Below are 12,793 nucleotides of genomic sequence, written 5' to 3' on the forward strand. Positions count from 1 at the left end.
TCATGCGACGCCGTTTCATCGCCACCCTGGCCGTGCTGCTGCTGCCCGCGGCGCTGCCCGCGCAGCAACTGCCCATGTTCGAGCCGGACGCCGAGTCGCTGATGCCGACCACGCCGCAGGTGTCGCAGTCCGGGGCGCGTCAGGTACAGCCCACCGACCCGCCGCCCAAGGAGCGGCCGAAGGACGACGATCTCCGCGAGGTGGAGACCGGTCCGGACGCCCCCTTCGGCGCCTACCTGTTCCGCGGTCGCTTCGCGCAGGAATCCTTCCGCGGCTTCAATCCGGATTACGTGATCGGCGTCGGCGATCGCATCAACATCAAGCTCTGGGGCGCCTTCGAGGCCACCCAGCAGCTCGAGGTCGATTCCCAGGGCAACATCTTCGTGCCGCGCGTCGGGCCCATCAGCGTGCAGAACGTGCGCAACGAGGATCTCAACCGGGTCATCAACCAGCGCATCAAGAACGTCTACCGGGAGAACGTGGGGGTCTACGCTGCGCTGGCGGTGGCCGATCCGGTACGCGTCTTCGTCACCGGCAACGTCGAGGCCCCCGGCCTCTACGCGGCGCACGGCTCCGATTCGCTGCTGCACTTCCTCGACCGCGCCGGCGGCATTGCGCCCGACAGCGGCAGCTATCTGGACGTGCGCGTGCTGCGCAACGGCGAGGAGCGTGCGCAGGTCGATCTCTACGATTTCCTGCTGCGCGGCGAGCTGCCGCTCATCCAGTTCCGCGATGGCGACACCATTCTCGTCGAGCGTCGCCACTCCACCGCGACGGTCAGCGGCATGGTCGATCGCGAGGCACGCTTCGAGTTCAAGCAGTCGATTCCGCTGCCCGAGCTGCTGTCCTACGCGGGCGTGCAGGAGCGCGCCACCCACGTGCAGGTCATCCGCAACCAGACCCGGCAGCGCGAGGCCGAGGTGCTGGCGCTGGGCGGCGGGCTGGCGTCGGTCGACATCGTGTCCGGAGACGAAGTGCGCGTCTTCGAGGACCGGCGCATCGGCGCCATCACCGCGTCCGTCGAGGGCGAGTTCCAGGGCGTCAGCCAGTTCGTGCTGCCCTACGACAGCACCCTGCAGGATCTGCTCGACCGCATCGAGGTCACCGACCGCTCCAATCTCGCCGGTCTCCAGCTCTATCGCCAGAGCGTGGCCCAGCGCCAGAAGGAAGTGCTCGACCAGATGCTGCGCAAGCTCGAGGAGGCGGTGCTCAGCGCGCGCTCCGGCACACGAGAGGAGGCCCAGCTCCGCGTGGCCGAGGCCGAGCTCATCAAGGAGTTCATCGAGCGCGCGTCCAAGGTCGAGCCCAAGGGACGCGTCGTGCTGCACAAGGGGTTCGATCCGGCCTCCATCGCCCTCGAAGACGGCGATGTCCTGCGTGTTCCGCGGCACAGCAACACCGTTGCGGTGCAGGGCGAGGTCTTCCTGCCGACCTCCTTCGTGCATCAGGAGGGCAAGCCCGTCGACTACTACCTCGAGCAGGCGGGCGGCCTGACCCAGGCCGGCGGCGGTGACAAGATCTTCGTGATGCGGGCCAACGGCGAGATCGCCGATGCCAAGAGCGGCCTCTTCACGCGGACCCGGGTGCGGCCCGGTGACGAGATCATGGTGCTGCCCACCGTGCAGCTGAAGACCTTCCAGTTCACCAAGGATCTCACCCAGGTGATGTCGCAGGTGGCGCTGACCGCGGGCGTGGTGCTAGGGATCTGATCCGGTCCGCCGCGCGCGCAGCGCGTGGCGGTACCCCGGCGAGCGCCAGAGACGGAGCAGGCTGCGCAGATGCCAGCGCAGATGCTGCGCGCGCCTGAGCGTGCGGCGCCCGGGGTCGTGCACGATGCGGAGCTCGGGCAGCAGCGCCACCGACAGTCCCAGCGCCCGCGCGCGCAGGCTGAGGTCGACATCCTCGCAGTAGAGGTAGTAGCCCTCGTCGAAACCGTTCAGTCGTCGGAAGGTGTCCGTGCGCATGGCCAGGAAGAGCCCGGCCAGCCAGTCGACATCGCGCTGACCGTGACCGGGCGCGCGAGCGGCATCGCGCAGCTCGCCGGACAGATAGCGCCGCAGCAGCGCCGCCGGCGTGGGCAGCATGCGGCCGTTGTCCTGCGGCGCACCGCCGGAGGTGTGCGCCATGGGCGAGACGATCCCGGCGCCCGGGCGGCGCAGCTCCGCTTCGACGGGGTCGAAGACGGCCTCGTCCACGCGCAGCTCGGGGTCGGCCATCAGCACGAATTCCGAGTCACTGTCGCGCAGCGCGGCATTGTGATTGGCGCCGAACCCCTTCGGTCGCGCGTTGCGGATCACGGTGAGCCGGTCGCGCATGGGCTCCGGCAGGGTCGACAGGGCTGCCGGATCCTCGGGGATGTTGCACGTGAGGATCAGTCGATGCGGTCGATCCGCGAGGCGCGCGTGGATCGAGCGCAGGCTGTCGAGCGCACGGATGCCGTGCCCGTGGCTGACCACGGATACCGTCCAGCGCGGTGGCGTCGCGCCCGCGCTCATCGGCCGCCGGTGCGCCCCCGGAGCCCGTCGCGCGTGCCGCGCAGCATGCTGCCGAGCTTGTCGAGCCGTTGCCGCTCGAAGGCCGCGACCTTGATCAGCAGCTTGAGCCCGCCGAGCGACTCGTATGCCATCCAGGCCGGGAAGCGGGCCGCGTGGCGGCGTGCCAGGATGATGCGGTTGCGGCTGATGAAGTAGTGCCGCAGCGCGCCGTGATGGGTCGGATAGGCGCGCACGCCGCCGGGCAGCCGTCGCTGCTCGACCTCGCCGAGGGCGTGTCCGAGGGTGGCGTCAGGCACCGCGACGATGGCGTAGCCGTCCGCCCGCGCCCGCAGGCAGAAGTCGGTGTCGACGAGGTCGATGAACAGGCGTTCGTCGAAGCCGCCCAGTGCGGACCAGGCCGCGACCGGTACCAGCATGCCGGAGCTGATCGCGAGATCGACGCGGGTGGGCGTGTCGATGCGCTCGGCATAGACGAAGCGGAAGAACGGGCTGCGGCCACCGCGCGACGCCGGCCACCGGCAGGTGATGTCGGGATGGCCGTAGACGATGCGCGGCACCGCGGCGGCCACCGGTGCATGGCGCGGATCCTCGGCGGCCGCCAGCAGGCGGTCGACCGCCCCCGGCTGCGGCACGCTGTCGTGATCCAGCAGGAAGGCGTGCGTCGCACCGAGTGCGCGCGCGTGGGCGATGCCGCGGTTGGTGGCGGCGGCGATGCCCTCGTTGCGCGCATTGTCCAGCGCGTGCAGCTGGCCGACACCGCGTGCGCGCAGCGCCTCCGGCGACCACCGCGTGTCGGACGCGTTGTCGACCACGACCGTGAGCGCGCTCTGCTCCGCGGCGCGTGCTACGCGGTCGTCGAAGCCCGGCGGCGGGTTGTAGCGGATGATGACGGACGCGACGCGGGCGGACATGACGAGACGATACCCGTTCTCGGACCCGGCGGCCGGACCGCGCCGCTGCACCGGTATGATGCGGGACCCGCGCCCGAGACCCGACACCGCTTCATGTTCCAGCCCCGTGCCCGCCGTCCCGCGCCCGGCGCCCTGACCACGGTCAGCGGGCGCGAGGTCACCGGCTGGGTGATGGCCGGCGCTGCCGGCGAGCCGCTGACGGTCGTGCTGGAGATCGACGGCATCGAGGTCGCGCGCACCGACGCCGACCTGCCGACCGAGGCGTACGATCGCGCCGCGACCGGCTTCCGCTTTGCGGCGGATACGCGCTTCACCGCGCTCGGTGGCAGTCGCTACGCCGCTGTTCGTGTGTTCGTCGAGCGTGACGGCGGCGGTCGCGACGAGCTCGCGCGCAGCCCGCAGGTTCTGGTGCTGCATCCCGATGTCGAACGCGGCGGCGCAGCCTGCATCCTCACGGCGGGGCGGACGCGGGCAGTGTCGCTGGCGCACGACCTCCGCGCCGCTCACGGCGGTAGTGTCGCCGAGATGCATGGTGTGCGCGACGCCCTCGACCTTCCCGATGCCTTCCCGCGCGGATGCCGCTACGTGGTCGGCGATCTGCCGGCGATGACGGCCCGTCAGGCCGGGCTGGTCGACTACGCATGGGTGCTGCTGCTCGCGGATCCGGTCCGGCATCTGCGCGAGACGCTCGCCGAGCTGTGCGATGGCCGTGCGGCACCGCTGCGCGGCGGCGCCGAGGCGGATCGGGCCTGGCTCGACCGTCTGGCGGCGGTCGATACCGCCGACGCGCCGGCTTTGGCGGCCTGCCTCGCGGATGCGCCCGCGGCGATCCGCGCCCTGATCGACAACCCGCAGTGCCGCCTGTTGCTGCCGCCGCGGCAGGATCGCATCGGGCCGCGGCAGGGGGGCGCGGCGCAGCGTCATCTGGGGTGGTTCGATGCGGTGGCGGTGGATGGCGATCCGGGGGCAGGGCGCAACCGGGTTGGGCGCCTGTACGGCATTCCGGAACCCGTCGGAGCGGGAATGCCGGCGTCGGCGCCGACCGTTTTCGACAGCATTCCGGAATCGGTGCTCGCGCCCTTCGTCGAGCAGGACCGGGCCCTGATCGCGGCCGCCCGGTCGTGTCCGGAGCGCCCGCCGGGCGTGGCCTGGCGCGTGCGCAGCGGCCGCCGCGCGCTGGGCGCCGAACGCCTTGCCGCCGACCGCGGTGATGGCCGCGCGGCACCCGATGCATCGCGCCGGCCCTTCGCCATCCTGCGCGCCCCCGAGCCGCGGGCGAAGCGCACGCTCGTGGTGCTGGGCGTTTCCCGCGGCGGCACCTCGATGGTGGCAGGTACGCTCCGTCTGGCAGGGGTCTTCATGGGGCAGCGGCTGTCCAGCGACAGCCACGAGGACCGCGACTTCCACGTGCACGATCGTCGCACCCTGCGCCGGCTGATCGCGGAGCGCAATGCGGCGCACGCCGTCTGGGGCTGGAAGTATCCGCACGCCTTCGACTACCTCGCGCGCATCCGCGGCAGCCTGCGCAATCCCCGCTTCATCGTCGTGTTCCGCGATGCGGTGGCGGTGGCCCAGGCCTTCAACCGCGCCGACGGCATGCCCTTCGACCGCGCGCTGCGCGAGGCCGAGGCGCGGTACCGGCGTCTGGCGCGCTTCGTCGCCCGCTGTCGCGATCCGGTGCTGGCGATCTCCTACGAGAAGGCACTCGCCGATCGCGAGGGTTATCTGCTCGGGCTGGCCGACTTCTGCGGTCTGCATCCGAGCCCCGAGCAGTTCGATGCCTGCCGGGATTTCGTGTCTCCCGGCGATTATGTCCGCCTGCGCGGCGGCCCCGGCCGGGTGCGCCGCCAGCCCTGAGTTCCGGGCTGTTCGACCAAAGTCGGGGATGTTGGTGGCGCCGCGGGTTGCTAGATTGCGTCGGTCATCGGTGCATTCATGACAACAAGCGAGGAGACACGCTCATGTCGCAGGAAAGAAAAGATGCGGCCGTCGCCTACTGGCAGGCCAACCTCAGGTTGCTGATATCGCTGCTCGTCATCTGGTTCGTGGTGTCGTTCGGAGCCGGGATTCTGCTGGTCGAACCGCTCAACGCGATCCCGCTGGGTGGATACAAGCTCGGTTTCTGGTTCGCCCAGCAGGGCTCGATCTACACCTTCATCGTGCTGATCTTCGTGTATGCGTTCCGCATGAACCAGCTCGACCGCAAGTTCGACGTGCACGAGGAGTAGGCCGCCATGGATACCCAGACCTGGATCTACCTGATGGTGGGCGGCACCTTCGCCCTCTACATCGGAATCGCGCTGTGGGCGCGCGCCGGCTCCACCGGCGAGTACTACGTGGCGGGGCAGGGCATTCATCCCGTGCTCAACGGAATGGCGACCGCCGCCGACTGGATGAGCGCGGCCTCCTTCATCTCGATGGCCGGCCTCATCGCCTTCCTCGGCTACAGCGGCTCGGTCTATCTCATGGGGTGGACCGGCGGCTACGTGCTCATGGCCATGCTGCTGGCGCCGTACCTGCGCAAGTTCGGCAAGTTCACGGTGCCCGAGTTCATCGGGGACCGCTTCTACTCGCAGACCGCTCGCGTGGTCGCGGTGATCTGCCTCGTGGTCATGTCGCTGACCTACGTGATCGGCCAGATGCGCGGTGCCGGCATCGCCTTCTCGCGCTTCCTCGAGGTCGACATCACCACCGGGCTGCTCATTGGCATGGGCGTGGTCTTCACCTATGCGGTACTGGGCGGCATGAAGGGCATCACCTACACCCAGATCGCGCAGTACGTGGTGATGATCTTCGCGTACACGGTGCCGGCGGTGTTCATCTCCCTCCAGATCACCGGGGTCGCGCTGCCGCAGGTCGGTCTGGGCGGTACCGTGGCGGACGGAAGCTGGCTGCTGGAGAGGCTCGACGGACTGGTGACCGATCTCGGTTTCGCGGCGTATACCGAGCCCGGAGGCATGAGCATGCTGAACATGTTCCTGCTGACCATGGCGCTGATGATCGGAACGGCGGGTCTGCCGCACGTCATCATCCGCTTCTTCACCGTTCCCAGGGTGCGCGACGCCCGCAAGTCGGCGGGCTGGGCGCTGGTGTTCATCGCCATCCTCTACACCACGGCGCCGGCGGTGGGCGCCATGGCGATGTACAACCTGCTCAACACCGTGCAGCCCGGTGAGGTCGGTGCCGAGACCGGCAACCTGGTGGCCGAGGAGCGCCCGGAGTGGATGCGTACCTGGGAAGAGACCGGTCTGCTGGCCTTCGAGGACAAGAACGACGACGGTCGCATCCAGTACTACAACGCCAAGAACCCGGAGTTCGCCGATGAAGCCGCTGCCTACGGCTGGGAGGGCAACGAGCTCGACGTGGATCGCGACATCATGGTGCTGGCCAATCCGGAGATCGCGAAGCTGCCGGGCTGGGTGATCGCGCTGGTGGCGGCCGGCGGTCTGGCGGCGGCGCTGTCCACGGCGGCCGGCCTGTTGCTGGCCATATCGTCCGCGGTATCGCACGACCTGCTGAAGAGCATCATCGCCAAGGACATCACCGACAAGCAGGAGCTGCTGGCCGGGCGCATCAGCATGGGCGTGGCCATCCTGGTGGCCGGATACCTGGGATTGAATCCACCGGGCTTCGCGGCCGAGGTGGTGGCGCTCGCCTTCGGCATCGCGGCGTCGTCGCTGTTCCCCGTGCTCATGCTCGGCATCTTCAGCCAGCGCATGAACAAGGAAGGCGCCATCGCCGGCATGCTCGCCGGTCTCGGCACGACGCTGGTCTACATCTTCCTCTACAAGGGCTGGTTCTTCTTCCCGGAGACCGCGATGCTGCCCGACACCGCGGAAGGGTGGATTCTCGGCATCCAGCCGCAGAGCTTCGGCGCCGTCGGCGCGGTGATCAACTTCATCGTCGCCATCGCCGTATCGCGCGTGACCGCACCGCCGCCGGTTCATATCCAGGAACTGGTCGAGCACGTGCGCATCCCGCGCGGGGCCGTGGGTGCGGCTGCCGCACACTGACAAGACCTCTCCATCCCGGCCTGATCTTCGGCCCGCTCATCGAGCGGGCCTTTCTTTTGGTTCAGCGTGCGGCGCAGTCGCCCGGGTACGCCTGCTTACATCGGCATCGTCTTCCCTGAGAGCGGGAGAGAGGCGGCCGGTTTCGCAATACCGCAAAGCCCGATCTTGTTTCTCCCTTCTCCCCGAGGGGAGAAGGGGCGGGGATGAGGGGGCGCACCGGGCGGCCGTCGCGTGCCCTCCAGGGTTCCGTCTCCCGCGGGAAGAGCGGTGGTCTACCGCTGTATCTGGTAGGCGATCGCCAGGTGCCGCTGGGCCTCGCGCGCCTCGCGCAGCGCGGCGCGCACCACCGCCCGGTCGAAGTCGGGCAGGGCGCGGGGGTCGATATGGTTGTCCATCGGCTCACCGTCGCGGGCGCACGCCATCTGCCGGTGCAGGCGATAGGTCTGCAGGGCGGCGAGGGCGCGCGTCCAGGATTCGGCCTGGCGCTGCTCGTGGGGTCGTCGCGCCCACCCCAGCAGACGCTCGCTGCTGTTGGTGGCGCTCAGCCCGCGCGACAGCGCCAGTACGCGCGCAACGTCGGAGAACGGCGATACGCCGTGCAGCTTGACGTCGAAGCGGCGCTGACGTCCGACCAGCCGGGCAAGGGGCGATAGCGCGCCGAACAGGCCCACGGGCGGCCGGTTGCGCAGGGCATTCTCGCTCATCTGGCGCAGGAACAGCGGCTTCTCCGCGACATGCTCGGACAGCCAGTCGCGCAGCGCATCGACCATCCGCGTTTCGCCGTGCAGCGCGCGGAAATCGAAGAATATCGCACCGTGCAGCAGCGCTTCCGGGTCGCCGGTATCGACCCACTGGCCGAAGCGCTCGCGCCACTCCGCGGCGGTCAGGCACCAGCGCGGGTTGCCCGCCATGATGTCACCGGGGCACAGCCGGAAGCCGCAGCGCGCGAGTGCCTGGTTGGTCTCGCGCGCGAAGCGCAGCAGACGGGCGCGGGCTTCCTCGATGTCCTCGGCCTCGAAGATAAGCGCGTTGTCCTGATCGGTGTGCAGTGTCTGTTCGAGACGGCCCTCGCTGCCCAGCGCCATCCAGCACCAGCGAATGCCGTCCAGATCATGGCGTTGCGCGATCAGGCGCAGCAGTCGCTGCGTCATGACATCGTTGAGCTCGGCGACGATGCGGGTGAGATGCACCGCCGCCATGCCCTCGGCGAGCAGCGTGAAGCCGAGCTCGCGCGCATCGGCCGCCCGCGCCGCCACCACGCTGACCGCGGGGGCTTCGATGAAGGCGTCGGCGATCGCCTGCACGCGGTCGCGCGTGCCGCGATAGATCCGTACCGACTCGCCGGCGGGTGCCTCAGTAGCGGAGCCGTGCATACCAGGTCTCCTGCGACGCCGACAGCGCGTCGCCCAGGGTCTCTATGCCGCGCGACTCGAGAAGCGGGATGAGCCGCACGAAGATCTCGGCGGTGACGATGGCATCGCCCAGCGCGGTGTGCCGGCCCACGACCGAAACGCCGACGCGTTCGGCGATGGCCTCCAGGGCGTGGCCCTCGCGTTCGGGGTAGAGCACGGCCGACAGCAGCAGGGTGTCCAGGACCGGCTGCCGGAAGGCGAGTCCGAAAGGCGCTCCCTGCCGGCTCAGGAAGCTGAGGTCGAAGGCGCCGTTGTGGGCCAGCAGCACCGTGTCCTCGCAGAAGTCCGCGAACCGGGGCAGCACCGTGTCGGCGGCGGGTGCATCGCGCAGCATGCTCGGCGTGATGCCGTGAATCTGCTGTGCGTTGGGCGCGATCGGCCGTCGGCTTGCGACGAAGGACTCGAATACCTCCTGACTCAGGATGCGGCCATTGACCACCCGGATGGCGCCGAGCGCGATGATCTCGTCCCCTGCCGCCGGTTCCAGGCCGGTGGTCTCGGTGTCGAAGGCGGTGCAGATGAGTTCGCGCAGCGGCCGCTCGCTGAGGTCACCGGCGGCGCGCGCGGTATCGAACAGGTTGAAGTCGTAGAACTCCGGGCGCGTGTCGCGGGCGTCACCCTCGCCGGCAGGCTGATGCTCCGGCGGTGTCGCCAGGGGCAGCAGCCAGCGCACCGATGCGTCCGCTCCGGGCCAGCTCTCGCCATCGTGGCGTCTGGCGACCTCGGCGAGCGAGTAGGGCAGGGCGCCGTCTCCGGCCTGCACGGGTTGTGCGGCCCAGTGCCGCCAGTGTTCCGGTGGCACCGGAGATCCGTCCCAGGCGAGATCGAGCGCGGCATGGCCTTGCTCGCCGCGGTGCAGATGGAGCCGGAAGCCGGCGCCGCCGAGGTCCGCCCGCACGCGCCCGGCGACGAAGCGCACCGCCGCCGCCAGCGCGTAGCTGTCGGCGCGGATCCAGTCGCTGCGCTCGGCGACCGTCACCGGTACGTCGGCCTCGACGCCGCGCATCACGCGCCGCTGCACGACGGCGCAGAGCGTCTCGGCGGGAATCTCCTCCAGGGGCAGGCGCGCGCGCAGCGCCTCGCGGCGGACCCGCTGGTCCTGCTGCAGTGCGGCCTCCAGCGCCCCGCTCTCGGCGTCGAGCAGGGCCACGAAGCGGTCGCGCTCGGCGGCGCTCATGTCCGGGTAGTCGCGCAGCAACTCGACGGCGGCGCGCACGCCGGTCAACCGCACCAGCGCCTCGCGCGCGCGGTCGCCGGACGTGGGGGTCCCGTCGACCGGCGCGCCGGCCACGTTCTCGGCCTCCGCGAGACTGAGGAAGAAGCCGTTGAGGTGGCCCTGCTGAAGCGGGCTGAAACGTGCCCGCAGAAAGCGGCCATCGCGCGTGCTGATGATGGCGGCGACGCTCGCGCGCTCGCCGTCGCGCGCGCGCTGATCGGCGAGCCGGTCGAGACAGTGCAGGATGATGCTGCGCCGGAACAGCGTGAACACCGAGCGTCCCAGGCCCACGAAGGCCGCCTGTTCGCCGCTGAGCAGTTCGCGGGCCGGCGGGTTGTAGAGCAGGATGCGACCGTCGTCGGCACAGACCAGCACCGGGTCGCGCATCTGCGCCAGCAGCGCCGCGAGCAGGTCGCGCTCATCGGCGAGCTGGTCGGTCGCCTCGCGGATCTGGTTCTCCACGGTGCCCATCCGGTACTGATGATGCTCGGCCAGCGCATTCACCGCGCGCACCAGCTCGCGCGGCGCCTCGCGCGTGAGCCGGAAGGACGGGTTGGTCTCGCGGATGACGTCCAGCGCGTACGCCACCCGCGGCACGGTGCCGATGTGGGGGCGCAGGAGCGCGGCAATGCCTGCGCAGGATGCGCCCACCGCAGCGAGTGCCAGTAGTGCCAGAAGCCCGGCGCGCGCATCGCCGGCGACGACAGCGCGCGTGGCAGGCGCCAGGGCCAGCCACGCCAGGACCGCGGATCCGGCGAGCATCGCGGTGCACCAGGCGCAGGCGAGCAGGACGGTGCGCTGCAGCGCGGAGAGGGTCATTCCGCGACCAGCCGCGCTTCGACGCGGCGCAGGAGATTGCCGGTGGAGAACGGCTTGGTGACGTAGTCGTCCGCTCCCATCGCCAGACCCTTGCGCCGCTCGGCCTCGCCGTCCCGCGCGCTCAGCATGATGACCGGCATGCGCGCGGTGGCGGGATCCGCGCGCACGGCACGGCAGACCTGATGGCCGTCGGTGCCCGGCATGACGACATCCAGGATGACGAGATCGGGTGGGCGGGCGCGTATCGCCGCCAGCGCCGCGTCGCCGTCCGCGGCACACGCCACGTCGATGCCGTGACGGCCCAGCAGGAAGGCGAGGCATTCGCGGATGGCGGGTTCGTCGTCGACGACCAGGACGCGCTTGCCGTGCAGGGCGCCTTCGTCGGGCCGTGCACCGGCCTCGGGCTGCGGCGGGTCGGTGGATGGTGCAGCACTCACGGACCGGCGATTCTCGCTGACACGGGAAGCATCCAGTGTGCGGGCTCCTCGCCGCGAAGAACAGTGCCCGGCGCCGGGCCGGGCACTGTTCGGCGGCATGTCATGCGCGTCAGAAGTCGTACCGCACCGAGAACTGCAGGCGAGCGAGGCTGCCGTCCGCACCGGACTCCAGCTCGCGGTCCGAGTAGATCAGCTCGCCACCCACGGTCAGCTTCTCGACCGGCGTGTGCAGCAGGTTGAGATTGACGCTCTGCGCCTCCTTGGTCACGCCGTTGCCGCTGAAGGCGACGTCGTGATCGGCGCTGAAGTAGCCGTAGCTGAGATTCGAGCGCCAGCGCGGCGTCCAGATGTGCCGATAGGCGATGTAGCCGCCGAAGGCCTGGATGGTGTCGAGCTCGCCGGTGTCGTCGATGACCGCGGCGCGGGCGGTATTGAGGCCGAGGTAGCGCCCGATGCCGTCACCGAAGTTGGCCTGGAAGCGGATGTCGTCCCGTCCCAGCATCTTCTTGCCGGAGACATTGATGCCGTAGCCGATCTCCTTGTCGCCGCCGGGCGTGATGCCGTCGCCGTCGAGCTGGCGGACCAGCGCGCTGAAGCTGACCAGACTGCCGTCGCTGCGCGTGAAGCGCAGCTTGCCGACGAGGTCGGGCAGGTTCTCGTTGTCGTTGAAGCCGCCGCCACCGGTGTTCGCGTTCGGCAGCACCGTGGTCTCCGGGTTCTCCAGCGCGATCTGCAGCGGGCCGCGCGTGTAGCGCACCTGGGTCTGCCGGATGAAGGTCATGCCTTCGGAGGGGCCGATGAAGTCGAGCAGGTCCGGATAGGCACCCAGATCCATGAAGGTCGACCAGGTCTGGCCGAACAGCCAGCTGTTGCCGTTGGGGTCGTCCCAGGCCACGAAGGCATGCCGCATGCGCGGATTCGAGCTGTTGACCAGGCGCTCCTCGTTCGCGAGCGCGCCGTCGAATGCGGGGTCGAGAAAATCGACCTCGATGAAGGTCTTGATGCGGTGGCCGTTCTTGCTGGTGGTGGTGCCGATGTTGAAGCGCGATTCGCGCGCCGTGAAGTCGGTGGCGCCGTCGCGGTCGCTTCCGGCCGACTCGACCGGGATCAGGGCCGGGATGGTGAAGGCACGCCCGCGGTCCGCCGGGGCATTGCCGCCGGGCGCGTCCGAGTAGCTGGAGTAGACCGCGTCGAGCTTGATGTAGCCACCGAGCGAGAACTCGGTGTCGCCGAAGGTGGTGGATACCGCCGCGGCCGGACCCGCCGCGAGCAGACAGGTGGTCGCGATGGCGGCCGGAATGCCGGTGAGCTTGCTGTGCATGGCGTGTCTCCTCTTGTAGGTTTGCATCCAGCGCCGGCAGCATCGAATGCACAAAGAGGGTGCGTCCATTAGCCAAAGGTCGAACGCGCGGCCACGGCCCGTCACGGCGCGCCCGTGCTCCCGCCGGTCGACCATGGTCGGATGGCCTGTCCCTGCCACAGCTTGTATA

At 69.8% G+C, this 12,793-nt stretch carries 10 protein-coding genes; 4 read left to right on the forward strand and 6 right to left on the reverse strand.

The features are described 5' to 3' along the window. Nucleotides 1–2: 2 nt before the first annotated feature. Nucleotides 3–1,709, forward strand: a complete 1,707-nt coding sequence (locus KAH28_RS00920; RefSeq protein WP_290573921.1) for a polysaccharide biosynthesis/export family protein — start codon at nucleotides 3–5, stop codon at nucleotides 1,707–1,709. On the opposite strand, the gene KAH28_RS00925 is transcribed toward KAH28_RS00920, so the two are convergent. Both KAH28_RS00925 and KAH28_RS00930 read right to left on the reverse strand, forming a co-directional pair. Further along, on the reverse strand, nucleotides 1,698–2,495 hold the full coding sequence (locus KAH28_RS00925; protein ID WP_290573922.1) for a glycosyltransferase: 798 nt from the start codon (nucleotides 2,493–2,495) through the stop codon (nucleotides 1,698–1,700). The two genes, KAH28_RS00920 and KAH28_RS00925, sit on opposite strands and share 12 nt — an antisense overlap. Further along, nucleotides 2,492–3,406, reverse strand: a complete 915-nt coding sequence (locus KAH28_RS00930) for a glycosyltransferase family 2 protein (protein ID WP_290573923.1) — start codon at nucleotides 3,404–3,406, stop codon at nucleotides 2,492–2,494. Before KAH28_RS00930 ends, KAH28_RS00925 begins: the two co-directional genes overlap by 4 nt. Before the next feature lie 93 nt (nucleotides 3,407–3,499). Here KAH28_RS00930 and KAH28_RS00935 point away from each other — a divergent pair, with 93 nt between their 5' ends. The 3 genes from KAH28_RS00935 to KAH28_RS00945 all read left to right on the forward strand — a co-directional run bounded on the left by KAH28_RS00935 (nucleotide 3,500) and on the right by KAH28_RS00945 (nucleotide 7,419). Next, entirely contained in the window at nucleotides 3,500–5,263 is a 1,764-nt protein-coding gene (locus KAH28_RS00935) for a sulfotransferase (protein WP_290573924.1), read from the forward strand. A 104-nt stretch (nucleotides 5,264–5,367) separates the two neighbouring features. Continuing rightward, entirely contained in the window at nucleotides 5,368–5,634 is a 267-nt protein-coding gene (locus KAH28_RS00940; protein ID WP_290573925.1) for a DUF4212 domain-containing protein, read from the forward strand. 6 nt (nucleotides 5,635–5,640) lie between these two features. Next, complete coding sequence (locus tag KAH28_RS00945) at nucleotides 5,641–7,419, forward strand: sodium:solute symporter family protein (protein ID WP_290573926.1); 1,779 nt, start codon at nucleotides 5,641–5,643, stop codon at nucleotides 7,417–7,419. Between the two features lie 272 nt (nucleotides 7,420–7,691). Here KAH28_RS00945 and KAH28_RS00950 read toward each other — a convergent pair whose 3' ends face one another. The 4 genes from KAH28_RS00950 to KAH28_RS00965 all read right to left on the reverse strand — a co-directional run bounded on the left by KAH28_RS00950 (nucleotide 7,692) and on the right by KAH28_RS00965 (nucleotide 12,624). Further along, complete coding sequence (locus KAH28_RS00950; RefSeq protein ID WP_290573927.1) at nucleotides 7,692–8,792, reverse strand: DUF294 nucleotidyltransferase-like domain-containing protein; 1,101 nt, start codon at nucleotides 8,790–8,792, stop codon at nucleotides 7,692–7,694. Next, nucleotides 8,773–10,866, reverse strand: a complete 2,094-nt coding sequence (locus tag KAH28_RS00955; protein WP_290573928.1) for an exonuclease domain-containing protein — start codon at nucleotides 10,864–10,866, stop codon at nucleotides 8,773–8,775. Before KAH28_RS00955 ends, KAH28_RS00950 begins: the two co-directional genes overlap by 20 nt. Then, entirely contained in the window at nucleotides 10,863–11,303 is a 441-nt protein-coding gene (locus tag KAH28_RS00960; RefSeq protein WP_290573929.1) for a response regulator, read from the reverse strand. The genes KAH28_RS00955 and KAH28_RS00960 overlap by 4 nt, the downstream gene beginning before the upstream one ends. Nucleotides 11,304–11,412: 109 nt before the next feature. Further along, nucleotides 11,413–12,624: a DcaP family trimeric outer membrane transporter gene (locus KAH28_RS00965; protein WP_290573930.1), complete on the reverse strand. Its 1,212-nt coding sequence runs from the start codon at nucleotides 12,622–12,624 to the stop codon at nucleotides 11,413–11,415. Nucleotides 12,625–12,793: the final 169 nt, after the last annotated feature.

This window comes from Algiphilus sp., assembly GCF_023145115.1.
GTDB lineage: Bacteria > Pseudomonadota > Gammaproteobacteria > Nevskiales > Nevskiaceae > Algiphilus.